This is a genomic window from Streptomyces sp. NPDC017225, from assembly GCF_044331465.1.
Lineage (GTDB): Bacteria > Actinomycetota > Actinomycetes > Streptomycetales > Streptomycetaceae > Streptomyces.
On record NZ_JBIRNE010000001.1, the window covers coordinates 94,666 to 118,217 of the forward strand.

Sequence of the window (23,552 nt, forward strand, 5' to 3'; positions counted from 1 at the left end):
AAATGGACGAATCGGTGAGTGGGTGGGTGACGCGAGAGGCGAAGGGCCCGGTGAACGGGGGGCGTATCAGTGGGGATCAGCCGAGCGGGACGACGTCCTCGCCCGCCCGCTGCTGCGGGAACACCACGGTCCCCTGCTGGAGCGCGACCCTCCGGGCGGGCGCCGGAATACGGATGTCCTCCTCGCGGTAGCGCCGGTGCAGGCGCTTGATGAACTCGTGCTTGATCCGGTACTGGTCGCTGAACTCGCCGACGCCCAGGATCACCGTGAAGCCGATCCGCGAGTCGCCGAACGTGTGGAAGCGCACCGCGGGCTCGTGCTCCGGCACCGCGCCGGTGATCTCGGTCATCACCTCGGCGACCACCTCGGTCGTCACCCGCTCCACGTGCTCCAGATCACTGTCGTAGGAGACGCCGACCTGGACCAGGATGGTCATCTGCTGCTCGGGCCGCATGAAGTTGGTCATGTTCGACTTCGCGAGCTGGCCGTTCGGGATCACGACCAGGTTGTTGGACAGCTCGCGGACGGTGGTCTGCCGCCAGTTGATGTCCTCGACATAGCCCTCCTCGCCGCTGCTGAGCTGGATGTAGTCACCCGGCTGCACGGTCTTCGAGGCCAGGATGTGGACGCCCGCGAAGAGGTTGGCCAGCGTGTCCTGAAGGGCCAGCGCGACGGCCAGACCGCCGACACCCAGGGCGGTGAGCAGCGGCGCTATGGAGATGCCCACCGACTGCAGCATCACCAGGAAGCCGATGGAGAGCACCAGGATGCGGGTGATGTTGACGAAGATGGTGGCCGACCCGGCGACCCCGGAGCGGGACAGCGTCACCGTGCGCACCAGACCGGCGACCACCCGGGCCGCCGACACCGTCACCACGAAGATCAGCAGCATCGTCAGCACCTGGTTGACGCCGTGCTGCACCGCCCGCGTCAGCGGCAGCGCCGCGGCCGCACCCGCCACGCCGCCCGCGACCGCCGCCCACGGCGCCACGGTGCGCAGCGCCGCCACGATGACGTCGTCGCCGCCCCAGCGGGTGCGCCCGGCGTGTCCGGCCAGCCAGCGCAGCAGCACGCGCAGCAGGAACGCGCCCAGGAGGCCCGCCGCCAGCGCGATGCCGGCGGGTACCAGGTGGTCCATGGTCGGGTCGTCCGTCACCGGCCACCTCCAAGGGGCACGGCCGCGGCGAAGTCCCTCGCCGACGGCCGGATGTGAAGTCTCGTCACGTCGTCACCTGCTCGATACCTGCTGGACTGGGAATGCGCGATCGCCCCGGCCCGCAAGGCAGTTCGACCGGCGCGACCGTTCATCCTGCCGTATCCCGAGCAGTGGTCGGTACCGCGCACAGGAGCGCGGAGGAGCATGGCGAGGCGTTTCGGCCTCAGATCACCCTCATCCGTACCAGCGCGGCCAGCGTCAGCGCCCCCGGCAGCAGCGGCAGCCACACGGTCATCAGCCGGAACGCGAGCACCACCGCGGTGGCCACGGCCGCCGGGCCGCCCGCCGCCACCAGCGCCACGACCAGCGCCGCCTCCACCGAACCGATACCGCCCGGCGTGGGCACCAGCGCCACCGCGACCGTCGCCGCCAGATACGCCACCGCCATGTGCGCGGCCGGCACCGGCAGCCCCAGCGACCGCCCCACCAGGACCAGCGCCGCCGCCTGGAGTGCGGGGAAGGTGAACGCGCCGCCCCACAGCGCCAGCGCCCGCGCCGGGCGGGTGTGCACCGAGCGCGCCTCGCCCAGCGCCGTCCGCAGGAAGGAGACCACCGCCGTACGCAGCCGCGGCACCAGCACGAGCACGCCCGCCGCCACCACCGGCACCGCGCCCGCGGCGATCAGCAGCGGCCCCGCGGCCCCCTCGGGCAGCAGCGTGCCGAACCGCAGCGCGCCGGGGAACGCGATCAGCAGGACGCCCAGCAGGGCGACGCGCCCGACGCTCTCCGCCAGCAGATACAGGGCGAGCGCGGCCGAGGAACGGGCGAGCGGCAGCCCGCACACCGCCATGAACCGCAGGTTGACCGCGCTCGCGCCCAGCCCCGTCGGCAGCAGGTGGTTGGCCGCGCCCGCCGCGAACTGTGTGGCGAGCAGCCGCCGCCGGGGCAGTCGCTCCACCACGGCGCCCTGCCGGGTGCAGGCCGCGGCGACCCAGGTCAGACAGGTCGCGCAGGCCGCGGCCAGCAACCAGGGCCACCGGGCCGTGGCGAGATGGCCGAAGCCCTCGGCGAGCACGGACCGGTGCCGCACCGCGACCACCGTGACCAACAGCGGCGGAAGCACGCAGAAGACCCGCCGGACCAGGCGGACACGGCCGTCGCGGCGGACGGGCGGACGGCCGGGGACGCGGCCGGAGACGGCCGGCTCGGGGAGTTGTACCGCTGTCACACCACAAGACATTCCCCCCGCGGCGCCAACTACGGGTGGCCGACGCGCGGACGACGGCTTACGGATGGCGGGCCGTCGGTCCTTGACCTCAAGGTTGATCGAGGTTCTACCGTCACTCGCATGAGCATGGAGACCACAGCCTGGACCCAGCTGCACAGCGTCATGAACGCCGAGCAGGAACGCCGACCCCTCGCCCGCGCCACACTGCGCCGTATCGGCGCCTTCGCCCGCCCGCACCGCCGCAGCATCGCCCGGTTCGTCCTGCTCGGGGTGGCGACGGCACTGCTCGCCGTCGCCACCCCCGTCCTGGCCGGCCGCGTCGTGGACACGATCGTGTCCGGCGACGACGAGGGCACCGTCGTACGCCTCGCCCTCCTCATCGCACTCATCGCGGTCGCCGAGGCGGCGCTCGGCATCCTCTCCCGCAGACTCTCGGCGAGGCTCGGCGAGGGACTCATCCTCGATCTGCGCACGGCTGTGTTCGATCATGTGCAGCGCATGCCGGTCGCGTTCTTCACACGTACTCGTACGGGAGCGCTGGTCTCCCGTCTCAACAACGACGTCATCGGCGCCCAGCGGGCCTTCAGCAACACCCTGTCCGGCGTGGTCAGCAACCTGGTCACGCTGCTGCTCACCCTCGCCGTCATGCTCACCCTCTCCTGGCAGATCACCCTCCTCGCGCTGGCGCTGCTCCCGGTGTTCGTGCTCCCCGCCCGGCGCATGGGCCGTCGCATGGCCCTCATGCAGCGCGAGGCCGCCACCCTCAACGCCGCCATGGGCACCCGTATGACCGAGCGCTTCTCGGCCCCCGGCGCCACGCTGATCAAGCTGTTCGGCCGCCCCGAGGACGAGTCGGCCGAGTTCGCCGACCGCGCCCGCCGCGTCGCGGACATCGGGGTGCGCACCGCCACCGCCCAGGCGGCGTTCATCACCGCCCTCACCCTGGTCTCCGCCCTCGCCCTGGCTCTCGTCTACGGCCTCGGCGGCTGGTTCGCCCTGCGCGGCACCCTGGACCCGGGCGCCGTCGTGGCGCTCGCGCTCCTGCTGACCCGGCTGTACGCGCCGCTCACCGCGCTCGCCGGGGCCCGCGTGGAGGTCATGAGCGCCCTGGTCAGCTTCGAGCGGGTCTTCGAGGTGCTGGACCTGACCCCGCTGATCGACGAGAAGCCCGACGCCCGCCCCGTCCCCGACGGCCCGGTCGCCGTCGAGTTCGACGACGTCCGCTTCGGCTACCCGTCCGCCGACAAGGTCTCCCTGGCTTCCCTCGAGGAGGTCGCCTCCCTGGACACCCGGGGCGGCGACGAGGTCCTGCACGGCCTCTCCTTCCGCGCCGAACCCGGCCAGACCGTCGCGCTCGTCGGCTCCTCCGGCGCCGGCAAGTCGACCATCGCGGGGCTGCTGCCGCGCCTGTACGACGCCGACGGCGGCACCGTGCGCGTCGGCGGCGTCGACGTCCGCGACCTGGGCGCCCGTTCCCTGCGCGACACCGTCGGCATGGTCACGCAGGACGGCCACCTCTTCCACGACACCGTCCGCGCCAACCTGCTGTTGGCCCGCCCCGAAGCCACCGACACCGAACTGTGGGACGCGCTGCGCCGAGCCCGCCTGACCGACCTCGTACGCTCCCTGCCCGACGGCCTCGACACCGTGGTCGGCGAACGCGGCTACCGGCTCTCCGGCGGGGAGCGCCAGCGCATGACCATCGCCCGGCTGCTGCTGGCCCGCCAGCGCGTCGTCATCCTCGACGAGGCCACCGCCCACCTCGACAACACCTCCGAGGCGGCCGTCCAGGAGGCCCTCACCGAGGCCCTGGAGGGCAGGACGGCCGTCGTGATCGCGCACCGGCTGTCCACGATCCGTGCGGCCGACCAGATCCTGGTGGTCGAGTCGGGCCGCATCGTCGAACGCGGCACCCACGACGAACTCCTGACGGCCGGCGGCCGCTACGCCCAACTGCACCGCACCCAGTTCGGGCGGCGGACACCGGAGAAGGCGGAGAAGGCGGGGACGCTGGAGAAGGCGAGGAAGGCGGAGAAGGCGGGAACGGCGGCGTAGGGGCGCAGGGAGCCAGGGAGGGGGCGGTGCGGAAAAGCACGGCGCGGGCGCTACCGCGGGCCGGCCGGCCCGCCCCGCACGGGCAGGTCCTGCTCGGCCCACACGACCTTCCCCTCGGGCGTCCGGCACGAGCCCCAGCTCCGGCACATCATGTTGATCAGCTGGAGACCGCGCCCGCTCTCGTCGCTCACGTCCGCGCGCTGGATCTGCGGCAGGTCCGGCCCGGAGTCGGAGACCTCCACCGACAACCGCCGCTCGTGCCGCAGCAGCCGCAGCTCACCAGGGGCGTTGCCGTACCTCAGGGCATTGCCGACCAGCTCGCTGACCACCAGCTCCGTCGAGTCGACGAGATCCCCCAGGCCCCACCGCACCAGTTGCTCGCGCACCGCCGTACGGGCCTGCCCGGCGGCCGTGCCGTCCGGCGGCAGGGTCCGTACGTACACATCACCCTCCGGAGCGAGCGGACGGGCGGCGGCGATCAGGACGATCGCGTCGTCGGACCGGTCGCCGCCGACCCGCTCGGTGACCGCCCGGCACACCGCGCCGTCCCCGGGCACCCCCGCGCCGACCGCCTCGCGCAGCCGCTCCATCTGGGAGGCGAGCCCGGCGGTGCGCGACCTGATCAGGCCGTCCGTGTACAGCGTCAGCCGCCCCCGCTCGGGCACCGGGCAGTCGATCGGGTCGTACGGGATCACCCCGGTCCCCAGCGGCGCCCCGGCGGGCACGTCCAGGAACGACGTGGTGCCGTCGGACCCGGTCAGCAGCGGCGGCGGATGACCGGCGCTGGCGATGCGGAAGGTGCTGCCGCACGGGTCGTACACCGCGCACAGACAGGTGGCGACCTGGTCCTCCTCCAGGTCGCGGGCGGCCAGGTCCAGCCGGGCCAGCAGCCGCTCGGGCGCGATGTCGAGGGCCATCAGAGTCCGGGCCACCGTGCGCAGCCGGCCCATGGTCGCGGCGGCGGCCAGGCCGCGCCCCATCACGTCGCCCACCATCAGCGCGGTACGGCCGCTGGGCAGCGCGACCACGTCGAACCAGTCGCCGCCCACGGCGGCCGGATCACCGGCCGGGTCGTAGCACGAGGACACCTCCAGCCCCGGTGTGCTCGGGCTGGACCGGGGGAGCAGGGCCCGCTGGAGCGTGACCACGTGCTCGCGCTCCCGCCCGTAGAGCCGGGCGTTGTCGATGTACACGGCGGCCCTGGACGCCAGCTCCATCACCAGGGCCACGTCGGCATGCGTGAACGGTGTCCGGCTGCCGGCCCGGACGAGGTCGGCCAGGCCCAGCAGCACCCCGCGGGCGATCAGCGGTACCGCGAGGTAGGAGTGCACGCCCGCGCGCCGCATGAGGTCGGCCGCCTCGGGAGTGGGCGCGACGGCGTGGAAGTCGGACGGCTCCATACGGGTGACCAGCACCGGCTTGCGGGTGGTCAGGCAGGTGCGCACCAGCCGGTCGGCGGTGTACACCGACACCTCGCCCACCGGGTCCGGTGCCAGGTTCAGCCCCGGGACCTCCGAGACCGCCATGGCCCGGAGCTCGGGGGTGCCCGCCGCCCCCTCGAAGTGATCGCCCTGCTGGAACCGGAGCACCGACTCCAGCAGGTCCACCGCACACCCGTCGGCCAGTTCGGGCACGGTGAAGCCGGCCAGCTCCTCGGCCGTGCGCCGCAGGTCCAGCGTGGTCCCGATGCGCATACCGGCCTCGTTCAGCCAGGCCAGCCGACGCCGGGCGAGCACCGCCTCGGTCACCGGCCGCAGGGCCGCCTTCAGCGCCCGGCGGCCGCCCACGACGGTCTCGGGAGGCCGGCGGAGCCCGCGCGGCCACGGTCGTTCCCGCACGCGTCGCCTCCTCCCACAGCGTCCTGCCCCGATTCTGCCCTGCCTCGGGGCGACCGGCGACGGCGGTGCACCGGCCGGCGCACCGCCCGGGCGCGTCAGGCGCGCAGCCACACCGCCGTGTCCCCCGGGAGCCGGCCGTCGGCGTCGAGCGGCCCGCTGCGGAGCAGGAGCGTGCTGTGCGCGGGCAGCCCGACCGGCCCGGGGGACAGGTTGACGACGCAGATCAGGCCGCCCGCGCGCCGGAACGCGAGGACGCCGTCCGGCGCGGGCAGCCAGCCGAACGGGCCGTCGCCGAAACCGTCCCCGAAACCGTCGGCGGAGCGCCGCAGGCGCAGTGCCCGGCGGTAGAGCGCGAGCATCGACTCCGGGTCGGTGCTCTGGCGGTTTGCCGCGTACGCCGACCAGCCGGCCGGCTGCGGCAGCCAGGGCTCCGCCTCGGAGCCGAAACCGCAGTACGGGGCGTCGGCCGACCACGGCAGCGGGACGCGGCAGCCGTCCCGGCCCGGATCGGTGCCCCCGGAACGGAAGTGCATCGGATCCTGGATCCGGTCGAGCGGTACGTCCGCCTCGGGCAGACCGAGTTCCTCCCCCTGGTACAGGTAGACCGACCCGGGCAGGGCCAGCGTCAGCAGCGCGGCGGCCCGGGCGCGCCGGGTCCCGAGGGCGAGGTCGGCCGGGGTGCCGAAGGCCTTCTTCGCGAAGTCGAAGCCGGTGTCCGCACGGCCGTACCGGGTCACGGTGCGGGTCACGTCGTGGTTGCAGAGCACCCAGGTGGCGGGGGCGCCGACCGGGGCGTGCTCGGCCAGGGTGTCGTCGATGGCGCGGCGCAGCCGGTCCGCGTCCCAGGGGCAGGACAGGAAGTTGAAGTTGAAGGCGGTGTGCAGCTCGTCGGGCCTCAGGTAGCGGGCGAAGCGCTCCGCGTCGGGCAGCCACACCTCACCCACGAAGACGCCCCCGTACTCGTCGGCGACGGCCCGCCAGGAGCGGTAGATGTCGTGCAGTTCGTCCTGGTCGATGTAGGGGTGCGGGTCGACGCCCTCCTCGAAGTCCGCGAGCGCGGGGTCCTTGGCGAGCAGCGCGGCGGAGTCGATGCGTACACCGGCGACACCGCGCTCGAACCAGAAGCGCAGGACGTCCTCGTGTTCCTGGCGCACCTCGGGGTGAGCCCAGTTGAGGTCGGGCTGTTCGGGCGTGAAGAGGTGGAGGTACCACTCGCCGTCCGGGACGCGGGTCCAGGTGCGGCCGGAGAACTGGGAGGGCCAGTTGTTGGGCGGCAGTTCGCCGTGCTCCCCGCGCCCGGGACGGAAGTGGAAGCGCTCCCGCTCCGCGCTGCCCGGGCCGGCGGCCAGCGCCGCCCGGAACCAGGCGTGCTGGTCCGAGACGTGGTTGGGGACGATGTCGACGATGGTGCGGATGCCCAGCTCCCGCGCCTCGGCGATCAGCTTCTCGGCCTCGCCGAGGGTGCCGAAGGCCGGGTCGATCGTGCGGTAGTCGGCCACGTCGTAGCCGCCGTCGACGAGCGGTGAGACGTACCAGGGGGTGAACCAGACGGCGTCGACACCGAGTTCGGCGAGGTACGGCAGTCTCGCCCGGACGCCCGCGAGGTCACCGGTGCCGTCGCCGTCGCCGTCGGCGAAACTGCGGGGGTACACCTGGTAGATGACGGCGTCGCGCCACCAGTTCTCGGTGCGGTGCGAAGTGGGGTCTGCCACGTGACGGTCCTTTCGGGCAGGGTGGATCTTCGCCGCCGGTCCGGATGGGCGGGGCGTCGGACGGGCCGGCGGCGAAGGTTGACGGGGACGAGCCGGTCGGGCGGGCGGGGAGGGAGACGGGCGCAGTGCCTCAGCCCTTGAGTCCGCCGGCGGTGAGTCCGCCCATGATGTTGCGCTGGAAGATCAGGAAGATGATCAGGGTCGGCAGCGAGGCCATGGTGAGCGCGGCGATCAGCACGTTGACGGGCACTCCGTTGGAAAGGGAGTAGATGCCGACGTTCAGCGTCTGCTTGGCCGGGTCGGGCAGTGTCAGCATGGGCCAGAGGAAGTCCTTCCAGACGCCCACGATCGCGAAGATGGACACCACGCCGAGGATCGGCCGCGAGATGGGCAGCACGATCGACCACAGGGTGCGCATGGGCGAGGCGCCGTCCATGGACGCGGCGTCCAGCAGCTCCCTCGGGATCGAGTCGAAGAACCGCTTCAGCAGGAAGATGTTGAAGGCGTTGGTCACCGAGGGCAACCAGATCGCCCACGGTGTGTTGAGCAGGTTGCGTTCGAACAGCGGCACGTCGAGCACCGTCAGGTACTGCGGCACGACCAGCACCGTCGCCGGGATCATCAGCGTCGCCAGCATCATGCCCAGGATGGCCTTGCCGAAGACGGGGCGGAGCTTGGACAGGGAGTACGCCGCGGCCACGTCGAGGACCAGTTGGAAGGCCAGCGCGCCGAACGCGTAGAACAGCGTGTTCCCCAGCAGGCCGGCCAGGTCCATGACATTCCACGCCTGCGCGTAGTTGTCGGGTTCGAACGACTCGGGAACCAGCGTCGGAGGTGTCCGGACGACTTCCTGGGTGTCCTTGAAGCCACTGGAGATCATCCAGTACATCGGGCCGAGGAAGACCACGGTGAAGAGCGTGACGACACCGCCGAACGTCACCCAGTAGAGGATCTTGCCGCGGGGCCTGGCGAGTTGGGCCGGTGAGATGAGCGTGCGTGTGGACATCTGTGGTTTCCCCCGGGCTCTCTACTCGTCCTCGGCGCGGCTGAGCTTCACGTACGCCGCCGAGAAGCCGGCGAGGAGTACGAGGAGCAGCAGGCCGAGGGCCGCCGCGGCGCCGTAGTCGTTGAAGTTGAAGGCGTACTGGTAGATGAGGTAGACGACGGTGGTGGTCGAGCCCTCGGGACCGGCGCCGCCGGTGAGCAGGAAGGGTTCCACGAAGACCTGCATCGTGGCGATGATCTGCATGAGCAGCATCAGGGAGAGGATGAGACGGGTCTGCGGGATCGTCACGTGCCAGATCTTGCGCAGCAGCCCGGCCCCGTCGAGCTCCGCCGCCTCGTACAGCTCACCGGGGATGCCCTGGAGCGCGGCGAGGTAGATCAGCGCCGCGCCGCCCATGTTCATCCAGGTCGACGCGATGACCACGGAGAGCATGGACAGGTCGGGATCCTGCAGCCACTGCTGTTCGGGCAGCCCGAAGAAGCCGGACAACTCGTTGAGCAGGCCGTATCCGGGGTCGTACAGGTACTTGAAGAGCAGCACGGCGGCGACCGGGGGCAGCATCACCGGCAGATAGACCAGCAGTCGCAGATAGCCCTTGCCGTGCCGGAGTTCGTTGATGACGAGGGCGACCGCGAAGGGCACGGCGAAGCCGAAGACGAGGGCCAGCACGGTGAACAGCAGCGTGTTGCGCCACGCCTGCCAGAAGGCGGGGTCGTTGAAGACCGTGCGCAGGTTGTCCAGACCGACCCAGGAGACCTCGCCCTGGTCCGTCTTCTGGAAGGCGAGGAAGAACTCCCGGACCATGGGGTACCAGGAGAAGAACGCGAAGCAGAGGACCGCCCCGATCAGGAAGCCGTGCGCGGTGAGATTGCGTCTGAGGTTCCTGCCGAAGGGCCCGCCGGGCGAGGGCGGGCCGGCCGGCGGCGGCTGGGAGTGGCGGGATCTCGCCGCCTTGCTCGGGGTCAGGCTGGGGGCCGACATCGTCGCTCCTTGGGACTGATCTCATGGGCCCCGGGGAGCGGTACGGCCCGCCCCCCGAGGAGCCGGTCACTGCGTGGCCAGAACCTGGTCGACCTGCTGCTCCGCCGTGGAGAGCAGCTTGTCGACGTCGGCGTCCTCGTTGGTGAGGATGCCGGACATCACGTTGTCCAGGACCTTGTAGACCTCCTGCGCCTTCGGCGGCTCGGCCTTGCCCGGGACCGGGTTGTCCATGAACGTCTTGAAGTTCTCGACCGGCATGGTGGCGTGCTCGATCCGGGCCGCGTCGTCCTTCTTCTTCAACTCGTTGAGCCAGAAGTTGGGCTGCGGGAGGCCGACCGGCAGCTTGTCGGTCTTCTTGCGGGCCCAGTCGAACTGTCCCTGGCCGACGGTGAGGTTCTTGAAGTCCAGCCAGGCGACGGCCGCCTTCACCTTGTCCGGGGAGATGCCCTCCTTGATCATGTAGCCGTTGCCCCCGGCCAGGGTGTTCTTCGCGCCCGGGATCGGGCCCATGCCGAAGTTCTCGTAGTCGGCGCCGAGTTGCTGCACCATGTACGTGATGTCGTCGGGCGCGGCGAGGAACATGCCGAGCTTGTCGGTGGCGATCTGCTTCTGCAGGTCGCCCCACTTGAGCAGCTGGGTCTTGCCCATGCTCTGGTCCTCCCAGCGCATGGCGTGGAGGTTCTCCGCGACCTGCTTGCCCAGCTCGTCGTTGAACGCCGCCTTCTTGCCGCTCGCGTCCACGACCTCGCCGCCCAGGCTGTACATCTGGGCGGTGAAGTGCCAGCCGCCGGTGTTGCCCGCGCTGTACTCGCCGAAGCCGGCGATCCCCTCGCCCAGGTCGGCGATCTTCCTGGCGGCGGTGCGGACCTCGGCCCAGGTGCGCGGCGGGGCGTCCGGGTCGAGTCCGGCCTCCTCGAAGAGCTTGCGGTTGATCAGCAGGCCCATCGTGTAGTTGCTCTCGGGCAGGCCGTAGAGCTTGTTCTCGTGCTTGAGCGAGCCGAGGACGTTCGGATCGATGTCCTTCAGGGCCGGCACGGTCCTGTCGTCGACGTACGCGGTGATGTCCTCGGCGCCGTCGTTGTCCAGCACCTGGGGCAGGTCGGTGAAGTACGTGTAGAAGACGTCGGGCTGCGACTTGGCCTTGAGCATCGCGGTGAACCGCGGCGGCTCCAGGCACTGGCCCGGGGTGGAGCGGCCCTCGATGGTGACGTTGGGGTACGTCTTGTTGAACTCCTTGACGTCCTCCTTCCACTCCTTCAGCTCCGCCGCCTTCGCGGCCGGGGGCATGCAGTCGATGGTGATGGTCACCTTCGTCTTCGGGTCCAGTGGAGCAGCCGGGTCGGAGGACCCGCCGCTGCCTTCGGAACCGCCGCCGTCGTCACTGCTGCTCGTGCCGCAGGCGGCCAGAGCGGTCAGGGTGAGAGCGGAGACGAGCGTGATGGCGCCGGCACGACGGGTACGGCGGAGCCGAGCACTTCTCATGGGTGGTCCCCCTCGGGCATGAACGTGGAAGGCGCCCCACCGCCGATGCGTTGTGGGGCGCCGCTCACTCAACCACCGCGAACAAGAGCGCGCAATATCTCGCGCTGATTTTGTAATTGTTGGACAGTCAGCCGAAGGTGTTGGGGCGCGGTTACTCGACGGATGCCTGTGCCGTGGAGCCGCGGACGACGAGTTCGGGTTCGAAGAGCAGTTCCCGGTGGGGTACTTCGGTGCCCTGGATCTGGGCGCAGAGGAGGTCGACGGCGGCGCGTCCCATGGCTTCGATGGGTTGGCGGACGGTGGTGAGCGGGGGTTCGGTGCAGGTCATGAAGGCGGAGTCGTCGTAGCCGACGACGGAGATGTCGTGGGGGACGTGGAGTCCGCGTCGGCGGGCGGCGCGGATGGCGCCGAGGGCGAGGGGGTCGCTGGCGCAGATGATGCCGGTGACTCCGCGTTCCAGCAGGCGGGCGGTGGCGGCCTGGCCGCCCTCCAGGGAGAACATGGACCGTTCGACGAACTCTTCGGGCAGTTGCGCGTGCATGGCCGTGGCCGCTTCGTGGGCGGCGGCGAGCTTCCGGCGGGAGGGGATGTGGTCGCCGGGGCCGAGCACCAGACCGATCCGCTCGTGGCCGAGGGACGCGAGGTGGCGCCAGGACTGCTCGACGGCCACCGCGTCGTCGCAGGCGATACAGGGAAAGTCGAGGTCCGCGATGGAGGCGTTGATCAGCACCACCGGGATGTTGCGCTCGGCGAGCAGCCGGTAGTGATCGTGCGGGGCGTCCGCCTGAGCGAACAGCCCACCGCCGGCGAACACCACGCCGGATACCTGCTGTTGCAGGAGCAGTTCGACGTAGTCGGCCTCGGAGACACCGCCCTTGGTCTGGGTGCACAGCACCGGCGTCAGCCCCTGCTGGGCCAGGGCGCCACCGATGACCTCGGCGAACGCGGGGAAGATCGGGTTCTGCAACTCGGGCAGCACCAGGCCCACCAGCCGCGCCCGCTCACCCCGCAGCTGCGTCGGCCGCTCGTAGCCGAGAACGTCCAACGCGCTCAGCACGGACTGCCGGGTCGCCTCCGAGACCCCCGGTTTGTCGTTGAGTACCCGGCTGACCGTGGCCTCGCTGACCCCAACCTTTTTCGCTACTTGAGCAAGTCGTCGCGTCACATACGCAAGACTAGCGCAAGCCTCCGCAAGAGGTTTGCGCCAGTCTTTGACCCGTCCGACACGACCGTCGCCGTGCCGGCGCCGGCCTACGGGTTCCTGATGATCTTGAAGGTGGACGTCGTGTTGCGTATGTCCACGGCGTTGTCGCTGAACTTCAGCCCGTTGAAGACGACCTCACCGACCGCCGGGCCCTGATTCGCCTCGGGCATCTCGTTGGCCCAGAGGCCGAAACCGGACTTGGCGTCGAACGCGTCACCGCTCTCGCGCGCGCCCGAGATGGTGACATCGGTGAAGACCGTGTCCTTGATCGGGAACTGCGGCTGCCCTCCCACGTAGTTCGTCTGGAACATGATCCCGCTGTACGTCGGGTCGACGATGTCGACGTCGCTGACCCGGATCCCCTGGAACACCTTGGACGCCGAGAACACCCAGATGCCCGGGAAGGTCTGGTTGCCCCAGAAGTGCCCGCCGGCCCGGACGATCGAGATGTTCTCGAAGTTCGTCGGATCGGTGCCGAAGCCGTTCATCGGGTACCCGAAGTCCAGCGAGCTGATGGTGATGCCCGAGTAGACCAGGGTGTCCGCGATGTGGATGTTGCGGAAGGTGTTGTTGTAGCCGCCGTAGACGGCGAGACCCGCGGCGCGCCAGGTCAGCGTCGACGAGAGGTTCTCGTAGAGGTTGTTCTTCATGTCCGCGCCGCCCGCGTCGATCGCGGAGAACAGCGCGAAGCTGTCGTCCCCGGTCGCCCGGGCGTCGTTGTTGGACACGAGGTTGTCGGTCGAGCCGTTGGTCATGTTGACGCCGTCGGCGAACATGTTGCGGATCCGGGAGTTCTTGATCGTGACCCGGTCCGTGTTGGCGCCCCAGTAGAGACACACCATGTGCTCGTTCCAGATGTTGCCGATCACGATGTCCGACACGTTGGAGAAGTCGAACACCTTGCCCGGCCCGTCGATGCGGGACGTGTAGTTGCCGAAGTAGGCGAAGTCCGAGAAGGACGAGCCCTTCGCCGTGGCGTCGGCGCGGAAGCCGACATCGGTGTTGTCCTGCGTCGTGGGCGCGTGGAACTGGGTGAACCACGGACCGGCGCCCACCACCTTGACCGCCTTGCCGTACACCTGGAACTTGCTGGACGTCTGGTAGTCGCCGGGCGGCAGGTACACACCGACCAGCTTCCCGGAGGCGTCCATGCGCACCCGGTCGAGCGCGTTCTGCACGTCCTGGTGCGTGAATCCGGTGGGCACCGCGTACGCCGCCGGGTCGGGGTTGGCCACCGGGGCGACCTGCTCCAGGCTGACGAAGTCGATCGCGTAGTCGGTGGTGTTCGCTGCGTCCTTCTGAAGCCGGATCCTGCTGCCCGCCGGGACGGTCCCGCCCAGCATGATGTGGGCCTCGTCGTAGATGTGACGTGGCGCGCCCGCGCCGGGGGAGTTGCCGGGCGCCGCCTCGTTGCCGTACAGCCAGGCGTACTTCGAGGTGAGCGGCAGCGCCTTCTTCATGACGCCGTCGACGTACACGTTGATCGTCGAGTCGATGCCGCCGCCGCCCGGCGCGTCCGGGACGGAGAAGCGGGTCACCAGGGTGTTGGTCTCGGCCTTCGTGGTGAACTCGACGTACTCACCGGTGGCGTCGAGGTGCACGGCCTCGCGGCCGGACGCCTCGCCGGCGATGTCGCCGATGGTCCGGTTGGGCCCGACCACCTTGGCGCCGCCGCCGACCGTGCCGTCCTCCGCCTCGTACATGTCGTACGGCATGTCGGCGCCGCGCCCGACGAACAGCGGCTGCGTGGAGGTGTTGTTCTCCCGCTTGACCGGCAGCTCGTTCGCGTCGTCGGCGACCGTGACCTTCAGGGTGTACGAGCCGTTGGCCGCCTTCCAGGTGCCGAGGCTCACGGCCGGGGCCGTGGTGCCGGCGGCGATGATCCCGGAGTGCGCGCCGGTCAGGGTCTCGACCGTGATGCCCTTGGAGTCGACCAGGGCGAGCGTCACCGCGTGGCCGCCGCCCGCCGAGTCCTGGGTGCCCTGGTTCTTCAGGGCGGCCTTGAAGGTCACGTCGTCACCGGCGGCCGGGCTGGAGGGCGAGGTGGTGACCGTCGCGGCGACCAGGTCGGAGCTCTGGACGGGCTTGACCACCAGCGGTTCGGGCCGCGTGTAGGTGTTGTTGGTCTCGTTCCGCTCGGTGATCTCGTTCGCCTCGTCGGCGACCGCGCTCAGTTCGTAGGAACCGGCCTCGCGTGCCCCGATGGACGCGCTGACCGTGCTCTGCGCGCCGGCCTCCAGGGCGCCGACCTCGGCGGTGGCGACCTCGGTGTCGCCCAGCCGCAGGGCGACCGTGCCGGCCGGGGCGTTCGCCGGGCCGCTGTTGCGGACGGTGGCGGACACGGTGATCCCGTCCGACTCGACGGGCGAGGCGGGGGAGTTGGTCAGCTTCGTCACCTCCAGGTCGGGGTTGGGGGCCGGGGCGCCGATGACCTGGAACTCGGCGATCTGCCCGGCCGTCGCCCCGGTGTTGGACGTGAACCTGAGCTGGACGTCGGCGACCCGGTCGTCGACGGGTACGGTCACGCTGTTGCCGCCGCTCGCCGGGTCGAAGACGTAGTCCTTCGCGGTCACCAGAGTGGTGAAGCCGGACGCGTCCTGCTCCCGTCCGAGCACCTGGATGTTCTGGGTGCGCTTGGACCAGCCGGTGTCGGGGTTGAGCTTGAGGACGACACCGTCGACGTCCGCGTCGGCGCCCAGCTCCAGGGTGAGCGTGTTCGGGTAGCTGCCCGCCGCCCCCTCCCAGTAGGTCGACGTGCTGTTGTCGTTGGCGTTCCGGGCGGCGTAGGTGTGGATGAAGGACGAGGCGCTGATCGGCTTGCCGACGGCCAGGTTCGACCCTCCTCCGCTGCCGGTGCGGGTCACCGCGTTGCTGGTGCCCGACTGGTTGCCGGCCGCGTCCTTCGCCCGCACGTGGTAGGTCACGTTCGCGGACGCCGGCTGGGTGTCGGTGTAGGTGGTGACGTCACCGGCGACGCTCTTGCGCAGCTTGTTGTCGGCGTAGATGTCGTAGCCGGTGACGGCCGTGTCGTCCGTCGAGGCGGTCCAGGTCAGCTTGATCCGACCGGCGGCCGGCTCGGTCAGGGCGAGGTTCGCGGGCGCGGTCGGCGCCTGCGTGTCTCCGGTGTCGGCGCGGCGGGTGACCGGGTTGCTGTTGCCCGACTGGTTGCCGGCCGCGTCCTTGGCCCGCACGTGGTAGGTGACCGTCGCGTCGGCCGGCCGGGTGTCGGTGTAGGTGGTGACGTCGCCCGCGACCGTGGTCAGCAGGTCGCCGTTGGCGTAGATGTCGTAGCCCGTGACGGCCGTGTCGTCCGTCGCCTCGTTCCAGGTCAGTCTGACCTGACCGGTCGCCGGCTCGGTGAGGGCGAGGTTCGCGGGCGCGGTCGGGGCCTGCGTGTCGCCGGTCGCCGGGCCGTAGACCTCCAGCTCGGAGACCTGGGCGGCGGGCTGACCGGTGTTGGCCGTCACCAGGACGCGCACGTACCGCGCGGTGGTCGCGTCGAAGGTGATCGTGGCCGACTGGCCGCCCGCCCCGTCGAAGGTGTGCGCCTCGGCGGTGGTCAGGTCGGTGAGGTCCGAGCCGTTGTCGCTGCTCTGGATCTTCAGCGTCTGGCTGCGGGCCGGCCAGCCGTCCGGCAGCCGCAGCACGACGCGGTCGATCCGACGGGACGAGCCGAGGTCGGCTTGGAGCCACTGCGGCAGGTCGTTGTTGGCGCTCTCCCAGTAGGTGGCCTTGTTCCCGTCGTTGCCGTTCGCGGGTGAGTACGCCCCCGCGGAACTGCCGGCGGTCAGCCGGCGGCCGGCGGCGAGGTTCGTGGACGACTCGCCGGCCGCGTGCACCTCCAGCTCGGAGAGCTGGGCCGCCCGCCACCCGGTGTTCGCGGTGACATCGACCCGTACGAACCGCATACGGGCGGCGGGGAAGCTCACGGTGACCGTGTTGCCCGACCCCGGCTCGAAGGCGTAGGTGGCGGAGCTCTTCAGAGTGCTGAAGCTCGTGCCGTCGGCGCTTCCCTGCACGGAGAGCGTCTGGTCGCGGCTCTCCCAGCCGGCGGGCAGTCGCAGGACGACCTCGTCGATCCGCTCGGTGGCTCCGAGGTCGGTCTGGACCCACTGGGGCAGGCTGCCACCATCGCTCTGCCAGTACGAACCCTGGTCGCCGTCGGTGATGTTGGCGGCGCCGTACTCGCCGTGCGAGCTGCTCGCCGCCGTGGGGTCTCCCACGGCGATGTTGGGTCCACCGGCTGCCGAGGCCGACAGCAACGGCCCACCCAGCGCCAGCAGACTGGTCGCGACCACGGTGCACAGAGCACGTGATCTCCGGTTCCGGATTCTCATCTGTTCTGTCCCCGATCTCCGCCTCGCGCCGCACGGCCACGAGACACGGCTCAGTCGGATGCGCTCATCGGGCGGACGCTCGAATTTATCCGCCATTTACGTCGAGCGCTCAGAGAGTTGCAGAGAACTGTCGAGTCGTCCACAGAGAAGGCAGCGCGAAATCAGCACTGGACGGGGTGGTGTGCTCTCAGTGATGTCCGGGCAATCCCCGAGTGCTCCCCGGATCAGCGGCTTTCACGAGCTACGTCGGACAGCCGCAAGCCACTGCCAATTCCCGCAAGAGACTTGCGGGGCCCGGCCTAGGGGAGAGTCCTGCTGTCCTGCCGGCCCGCCTACTTGGCGGATGCCTGTGCCGTGGAGCCGCGGACGACGAGTTCGGGTTCGAAGAGCAGCTCTCCGTGGGGTACTTCGGTGCCCTGGATCTGGGCGCAGAGGAGGTCGACGGCGGCGCGTCCCATGGCTTCGATGGGTTGGCGGACGGTGGTGAGCGGGGGTTCGGTGCAGGTCATGAAGGCGGAGTCGTCGTAGCCGACGACGGAGATGTCGTGGGGGACGTGGAGTCCGCGCCGGCGGGCGGCGCGGATGGCGCCGAGGGCGAGGGGGTCGCTGGCGCAGATGATGCCGGTGACTCCGCGTTCCAGCAGGCGGGCGGTGGCGGCCTGGCCGCCCTCCAGGGAGAACATGGACCGTTCGACGAACTCTTCGGGCAGTTGCGCGTGCATGGCCGTGGCCGCTTCGTGGGCGGCGGCGAGCTTCCGGCGGGAGGGGACGTGGTCGCCGGGACCGAGCACCAGACCGATCCGCTCGTGCCCGAGGGACGCGAGGTGCCGCCAGGACTGCTCCACGGCCACCGCGTCGTCGCAGGCGATGCACGGGAAGTCGAGGTCCGCGATGGAGGCGTTGATCAGCACCACCGGGATGTTGCGCTCCGCGAGCAGCCGGTAGTGATCGTGCGGGGCGTCCGCCTGAGCGAACAAGCCGCCGGCGAACACCACGCCGGATACCTGCTGCTGCAGGAGCAGTTCGACGTAGTCGGCCTCGGAGACACCGCCCTTGGTCTGCGTGCACAGCACCGGCGTCAGCCCCTGCTGGGCCAGGGCGCCACCGATGACCTCGGCCAACGCCGGGAAGATCGGGTTCTGCAACTCGGGCAGCACCAGGCCCACCAGCCGCGCCCGCTCACCCCGCAGCTGCGTCGGCCGCTCGTAGCCGAGAACGTCCAACGCGCTCAGCACGGACTGCCGGGTCGCCTCGGAAACACCGGGCTTGCCATTGAGTACCCGGCTGACCGTGGCCTCGCTGACCCCAACCTTCTTCGCCACCTGAGCAAGTCGTCGCGTCACACACGAAAGGCTAACGCAAGCCCCGCAAGCGGCTTGCTGTCCAGCCCTGTGGAGACCGTTGCGTCCGGCTGTGAGGCATCCGCCCCTTCAGTCCAGAGTGATCCGGGCGGCCACCGGGAGGTGATCGCTGCCGGTGGCGGGCAGGGCGCGGATGTGGCCGACGCGCGCGTCGCGGGCCATGACCTGGTCGATCCGGGCCAGCGGGAAGGCGGCGGGGAAGCTCAGGGCGACGCCCCGTTCGGCCACTTCCAGGCGTTCGGTCAGCGGCTCCAGCGCGCGGTCGTCGACCGTGCCGTTGAGGTCGCCCAGCAGGATCACCGTGTTCAGTTCCTCGGCCGCGACAGCGTCGCCCAGCAGGCCGGCGCTCTCGTCACGCCAGGACGACGCGAGGCCGCTCGCCCGGACACGGACCGAGGGCAGGTGCGCGACGTAGACGGCGGCCGCACCGTGCGGAGTGTGCGCCACGGCCCGCAGCCCGCGGTTCCACTCCTCCTCGATGCCCCGGGGCTTGATGTCCAGTGGCCCGGCATCGGCCAGCGGATGCTTCGACCAGAGTCCGACGGTGCCCTGCACCGTCCGGTACGGGTAGTCCGGGGCGAGAGTCTGCTCGTACACCCCGATCGCCGGGGGCACCAGCTCCTGGAGCGCTATCAGGTCGGGCCCGGCATCCGCCAGGGCACGGGCCGTGCCCGAGGGATCACGGTTCTCGTCGCTGACGTTGTGCTGCACCACGACCAGGTCGTCGGCGCCGGGCTCCGGCGCGGGCAGGAGCAGACCGCCGAAGAGATACGCCCAGGCCGCGACCGGCAGGAGCAGGGCCACCAGCGCGAGGGCCGAACGGCGCACCAGCGCCAGGACGAGCAGCACCACGACCACCACGCCGAGCCACGGCAGGAACGACTCCAGCAGACTGCCCAGCCCGCCCACCCGGTTGGGAACCGCCCCGTGGCATGTCAGCAGGAGCGCGGTCAGGACCGCGAGGACGGCGACGACCCGCCCCCGGGTCCAGGCCGAGGACGGATGCCCGTCCCGAGGAGAGCGGCGTAGATGGCTGATCTTCACCGGCGACACCGTACTACCCACCGACCGACGGGGAGCTTTCCCGCTCATCCTCCAGCCGCACCCCGGCCGGCAGCGGGCCGAGCGGGCCGGGAAGCGCGAGGACCCTGAGCGGGGCGGCGGTGGTGCCCGGTGCGAGGGCGGCGGTGGGGCACCGCGGGGGCGGCGGTGGGGTACCGCGGGGTGGCGCGCGCGGTCGCCGGGCCCGGCACGGGCCCGGCACGCGGCCGGGGCGTCAGGGGCTCGGCACGGTGCCCGAAGTGTGCGTCATGTGGTCGACGTCCGCGGCGGCCTTGGCCAGCAGATCCAGCATGGCCAGCTCGGCGCGGGCCGGGTCCCGGTCCCGGACGGCGTCGAGGACGGCGCGGTGGCTGGGCACGGGATCGTCGGCGTCACCGCTCGAGTGGACCATGCGGTCGCGTTCCCGGAGACCTGGCTCCAGGAGCAGGTCCATCCTGCGGAGCATCTCGTTGCCGGTGGCGGCCAGCAGCGCTCGGTGGAAGGCGGCGTCCGCCTCCGCCGCGGCGGCGGAGTCCGACCGGGCCCGCCCCATGGCGTCGAGCGCGGTCTCGAGGGCGGTCAGATCGGCGTCGGTACGATGCAGGGCGGCCCGCTGCGCCGCGGCGGGCTCGACGATGGAACGCACGTCGGCGAGGTCGCGCAGCAACGGTCCGCCGTCACCCGTCTCCATGCGCCATCGGATCACGTCGGCGTCGAGCAGGTTCCAGTGCGCCCGGTCCCTGACGTAGGTACCGCGCTTCTGCCGCGCGTCGGTCAGCCCCTTGCCGGCGAGGACCTTCAACGCCTCTCGCATGACGGTCAGACTGACGTCCAGTTCGGCCCCGAGCGCGCCGATGTCCAGGATCTCGCCCTGGGCGATCCCGCCTCCCACGATGCGCGCGCCCAGCTTGTGCACGACCTGTCCGTGCACGCCGCGGCCGGAGTAGGACGCCATGCGGTTCTCCTCGATGTGAAAGGGCCGGTGAGCCCTGGCCGGGCCGGCGGCCGATCCGGCGCCGAGCTTCTCGCGGCGGCGTTCGGGAGTCCACCGCTGGAGCGTTGTGCGCGAACACACCTCGACGGCCGCCAGGGCCGCCGCCCTGGCGATGAATCGCGACCGGTCGACGGTCAGCGGACGGCGCTGCCGTGCGGGGCGTCCAGGAGGGCGAGTTCGTCGCGGTGCGGCAGCCCTTCCCAGTCACCGCGGGAGGCTACCGCGAAAGCACCGGTGGCGCCCGCCCGCCGCAGCCGGTCGGCGGGTGCGAGGCCGTCCAGGAGGCCCGAGAGGTATCCGGCGCAGAACGCGTCGCCGGCACCGACCGTGTCGAGGACCGGGACGCGGTGGGCGGGCTGGTGCAGACGCCGGCCGTCAGCGCCGTACAGGTCGGCGCCGTCGCCGCCTCGTTTGACCACCACTTCGCGTGCTCCGGCGGACAGCAGCTCCGACACCCGCGCGGCTTCGTCGGTGCCGTCGAGCCCCGCGATCAGGGGAAGTTCGTCGTCCGAGGCGATCAGGACGTCGACGCTGCCGCGGAGTTCGCGCAGGACGGGTGCCGCCTCCTCCCCGCTCCACAGGCGGGCCCGGTGGTTGACGTCCAGCACCACCGTCCAGCCGTGCTCGCGTGCGTACTGGACCGCACCGGTCACTGTGGAGAGCGGTCCGGGGCCGAGGGCGCAGGTGATGCCGGTGACATGCAGGACGCGGGCGCCGGCGGTCAGCGCGGCGGCGAGGTGCTCGGGCCGCTGCCGGGAGGCGGCCGACCCGGCGCGCCAGTAGTGCACACGCGCGACGTCGGCCACGAGACGTTCACGCATCAGGGCGCCCGTGGGCGCGTCGGGGTCGGCGGTGGCGTGCCGCACGTCCACGCCCTCGCCCCGCAGGGTGCGCAGGATCAGGCGGGCCGGTTCGTCCGCGCCCAGTCGGCCGGCCCAGGACACACGGTGGCCCAGGCGGGCCAGGCCGACGGCGACGTTCGACTCGGCGCCGGCCACCGCGGTGCGGGCCGCGCCCCCGGCGGTCAGCGGGCCCTCGGTCTGCAGGGACAGCATCGTCTCGCCGAAGGTCAGGACATCGGCCGACGTGTGCCGCGGCCCGGGTGCCGGGATGTCCGTCCGGGAGGTCATGCGCCCACTTCCTCTCCCCGGCACACCGCGCGAAAGCGGCGGGCCCGCTCGCGCAGTCCGTCCAGGTCTCCGCCGTGGGCCGCGTCGCCGACGAGCGGTGAGCCGACTCCGACCGCGAGAGCGCCGGCCGCGAAGTAGTCCGGCGCGAGGTCCGCGTCCACTCCGCCGACCGGTACCAGCGGCATGTCGGGGAAGGGGTCCTTGAGCGCCCGGAGGTAGGCGGGCCCGCCCAGAGAGGCGGGGAAGAGCTTCACCGCGGTGGCGCCCGCGGCCATGGCGGCGGCGGCCTCGGTGGGGGTGAGGGCTCCCGCCAGGACGGGCAGTCCCTGCTGGGCGGCGGCGGAGACCACCTCGCCGCCGGCCGGGGTGACCACCCAGGTGGCGCCGGCGTCCTGGGCACGGAGCAGGTCGTCCCGGGCGACGACCGTGCCGACGCCGACGCCGGCGTCCCCGCCCACCGCGCGGGCGGCCCTGGCGATCACGCCGCAGGCGTCGTCCGTGCTGAGGGAGACCTCGACGAGGCCGACACCTTCCTCGACGAGTGTGAGCACGGTGCGCAGGGCGGCGTCCGCCGAGCGTCCCCGCACGATGGCGGCGAGCCGGTCACGGCTCAGGCGGGCGGTGAAATCGGTCAGGTCCACGGGACGGCTCCGGTGCGTGAGAAGACGGTCATGTGCGGGTGTGGGTGTGGGTGCGCATGCGGGTGCGGTGCGGTGCGGCGCGCGTGCGGACACAGGCGTCGTCACCACTCGGCGAACGAGCCGTCCGGGTGCCGCCAGACGGGCCCCCGCCAGTCGGGGGCGCTGTTGTCGGCCGCCCGTACGGCCTTCTCGTCGACCTCGATGCCCAGTCCCGGTGCGGTGGGGCGCGGGAAGCAACCGTCGTGGAAACGGAACACCTCGGGGTCGACGACGTAGTCGAGGACTTCGGCACCCTGGTTGTAGTGGATGCCGATGCTCTGTTCCTGGATGAGGAAGTTGGGCGTGCTGAAGGCGATCTGCAGGCTCGCCGCCAGGGACACCGGGCCGAGCGGGCAGTGCGGCGCGACGGGGACGTCGAAGGTCTCCGCGAGCGCGGCGATGCGGCGCACCTCGGAGATGCCGCCCGCGTGGGAGAGGTCGGGCTGGAGGACGGCGACTCCGGCCTGGAGGGCGGGCAGGGCGTCGGTGCGGGAGTACAGCCGCTCGCCGGTGGCGAGGGGCACCGGCGAACCGGCCACCAGGTCTCCCAGCAGGTGGGTGTACTCGGGCAGCACCGCCTCCTCCGCGAAGAGGGGGTTGAAGGGGGCGAGGTGCGGCAGCACCTTGCGCGCGTTGGCCAGGGTGAAACGCCCGTGGAAGTCGACGGCGAAGTCCCTGTCGGGCCCCAGCACCTCTCGTGCCGCGCTCGCCCGCCCCACCATGTCGTCGATGTCACGCGTCGTGGCCAGGCGGTTCATCCTGCCGCACGCGTTCATCTTGACCGCCGTGAAGCCGGCTTCCACCTGAGCCGCGACGGCGTCCGACACCTCGGCGGGCTCGTCGCCGCCCACCCAGCTGTAGGCCCGCACACGGTCGCGCACCGGGCCCCCGAGCAGCACATGGACCGGGGCGCCGAACCTCTTGCCCGCGATGTCCCACAGCGCCTGGTCCAGTCCCGCGACGGCACTGGAGAGCACCGGACCGCCCCGGTAGAAGGAGCCTTTCGTCATCACCTGCCAGTGGTCCTCGATGCGCGACGGGTCCTGTCCGACGAGGAGTTCGGCCAGTTCACGCACCGCGGTGCGTACGGTGGCGGCCCGTCCCTCGACGACCGGCTCGCCCCAGCCGACGAGGCCCTCGTCGGTCTCGACTCGGCACAGCAGCCAGCGGGGCGGAACGGCGAAGGTCTCGACGCGGGTGATCTTCAAGGGAAACACTCCTGCCCGGGGGTGGGGATGAGACGGCACGTCCGGCACAACGACCAGCTCAGCCGATTAAATATGAATTAATGAGCCGCGCCAAGGGGGTGCCCGTCAGGGGGAGGCGGAGGGGGTGGGGCGGGCGGAG

Annotated in this window: 16 protein-coding genes; 1 reads left to right on the forward strand and 15 read right to left on the reverse strand. The window is 71.3% G+C overall.

Annotation, left to right across the window (positions count from 1 at the left end):
* Nucleotides 1-76: 76 nt before the first annotated feature.
* Both ACH4NX_RS00390 and ACH4NX_RS00395 read right to left on the reverse strand, forming a co-directional pair.
* Nucleotides 77-1,138 carry a mechanosensitive ion channel family protein gene (locus tag ACH4NX_RS00390; RefSeq protein WP_398127494.1) on the reverse strand — a complete coding sequence of 354 codons (1,062 nt, stop codon included), beginning with the start codon at nucleotides 1,136-1,138 and terminating at the stop codon, nucleotides 77-79.
* A gap of 241 nt (nucleotides 1,139-1,379) precedes the next feature.
* Complete coding sequence (locus ACH4NX_RS00395; protein ID WP_398127495.1) at nucleotides 1,380-2,279, reverse strand: YbhN family protein; 900 nt, start codon at nucleotides 2,277-2,279, stop codon at nucleotides 1,380-1,382.
* A 231-nt stretch (nucleotides 2,280-2,510) separates the two neighbouring features.
* On the opposite strand from ACH4NX_RS00395, the gene ACH4NX_RS00400 reads away from it, so the two are divergent.
* Nucleotides 2,511-4,439, forward strand: coding sequence for an ABC transporter ATP-binding protein (locus ACH4NX_RS00400; RefSeq protein WP_398127496.1), 1,929 nt, complete (start codon nucleotides 2,511-2,513; stop codon nucleotides 4,437-4,439).
* A 50-nt stretch (nucleotides 4,440-4,489) separates the two neighbouring features.
* Here ACH4NX_RS00400 and ACH4NX_RS00405 read toward each other — a convergent pair whose 3' ends face one another.
* From ACH4NX_RS00405 to dgoD, 13 genes are all read right to left on the reverse strand, one after another.
* A complete protein-coding gene (locus ACH4NX_RS00405) occupies nucleotides 4,490-6,277 on the reverse strand; it encodes a SpoIIE family protein phosphatase (protein ID WP_398127214.1) in 1,788 nt (595 codons plus the stop codon).
* Nucleotides 6,278-6,372: 95 nt separating this feature from the next.
* Complete coding sequence (locus tag ACH4NX_RS00410) at nucleotides 6,373-7,989, reverse strand: glycoside hydrolase family 13 protein (RefSeq protein WP_351398706.1); 1,617 nt, start codon at nucleotides 7,987-7,989, stop codon at nucleotides 6,373-6,375.
* A gap of 130 nt (nucleotides 7,990-8,119) precedes the next feature.
* Complete coding sequence (locus ACH4NX_RS00415; RefSeq protein ID WP_398127215.1) at nucleotides 8,120-8,995, reverse strand: carbohydrate ABC transporter permease; 876 nt, start codon at nucleotides 8,993-8,995, stop codon at nucleotides 8,120-8,122.
* 21 nt (nucleotides 8,996-9,016) lie between these two features.
* Nucleotides 9,017-9,976, reverse strand: a complete 960-nt coding sequence (locus tag ACH4NX_RS00420) for a sugar ABC transporter permease (protein WP_351398710.1) — start codon at nucleotides 9,974-9,976, stop codon at nucleotides 9,017-9,019.
* Nucleotides 9,977-10,042: 66 nt separating this feature from the next.
* Entirely contained in the window at nucleotides 10,043-11,458 is a 1,416-nt protein-coding gene (locus tag ACH4NX_RS00425) for an extracellular solute-binding protein (RefSeq protein WP_398127216.1), read from the reverse strand.
* A 151-nt stretch (nucleotides 11,459-11,609) separates the two neighbouring features.
* Nucleotides 11,610-12,623, reverse strand: coding sequence for a LacI family DNA-binding transcriptional regulator (locus ACH4NX_RS00430; protein ID WP_398127217.1), 1,014 nt, complete (start codon nucleotides 12,621-12,623; stop codon nucleotides 11,610-11,612).
* An 86-nt stretch (nucleotides 12,624-12,709) separates the two neighbouring features.
* Complete coding sequence (locus tag ACH4NX_RS00435; protein WP_398127218.1) at nucleotides 12,710-16,999, reverse strand: discoidin domain-containing protein; 4,290 nt, start codon at nucleotides 16,997-16,999, stop codon at nucleotides 12,710-12,712.
* A gap of 332 nt (nucleotides 17,000-17,331) precedes the next feature.
* The gene (locus ACH4NX_RS00440) at nucleotides 17,332-18,342 is read right to left on the reverse strand and encodes a LacI family DNA-binding transcriptional regulator (RefSeq protein WP_398127219.1); all 1,011 of its coding nucleotides are present in this window, start codon (nucleotides 18,340-18,342) and stop codon (nucleotides 17,332-17,334) included.
* An 87-nt stretch (nucleotides 18,343-18,429) separates the two neighbouring features.
* On the reverse strand, nucleotides 18,430-19,404 hold the full coding sequence (locus ACH4NX_RS00445) for an endonuclease/exonuclease/phosphatase family protein (protein ID WP_398127220.1): 975 nt from the start codon (nucleotides 19,402-19,404) through the stop codon (nucleotides 18,430-18,432).
* Nucleotides 19,405-19,636: 232 nt separating this feature from the next.
* On the reverse strand, nucleotides 19,637-20,356 hold the full coding sequence (locus ACH4NX_RS00450) for a FadR/GntR family transcriptional regulator (protein ID WP_398127221.1): 720 nt from the start codon (nucleotides 20,354-20,356) through the stop codon (nucleotides 19,637-19,639).
* A 173-nt stretch (nucleotides 20,357-20,529) separates the two neighbouring features.
* On the reverse strand, nucleotides 20,530-21,525 hold the full coding sequence (locus tag ACH4NX_RS00455; RefSeq protein ID WP_398127222.1) for a sugar kinase: 996 nt from the start codon (nucleotides 21,523-21,525) through the stop codon (nucleotides 20,530-20,532).
* The gene (locus tag ACH4NX_RS00460) at nucleotides 21,522-22,166 is read right to left on the reverse strand and encodes a bifunctional 4-hydroxy-2-oxoglutarate aldolase/2-dehydro-3-deoxy-phosphogluconate aldolase (RefSeq protein WP_398127223.1); all 645 of its coding nucleotides are present in this window, start codon (nucleotides 22,164-22,166) and stop codon (nucleotides 21,522-21,524) included. Before ACH4NX_RS00460 ends, ACH4NX_RS00455 begins: the two co-directional genes overlap by 4 nt.
* Before the next feature lie 101 nt (nucleotides 22,167-22,267).
* Entirely contained in the window at nucleotides 22,268-23,413 is a 1,146-nt protein-coding gene (gene dgoD, locus ACH4NX_RS00465) for a galactonate dehydratase (RefSeq protein ID WP_398127224.1), read from the reverse strand.
* Between the last annotated feature and the right edge of the window lie 139 nt (nucleotides 23,414-23,552).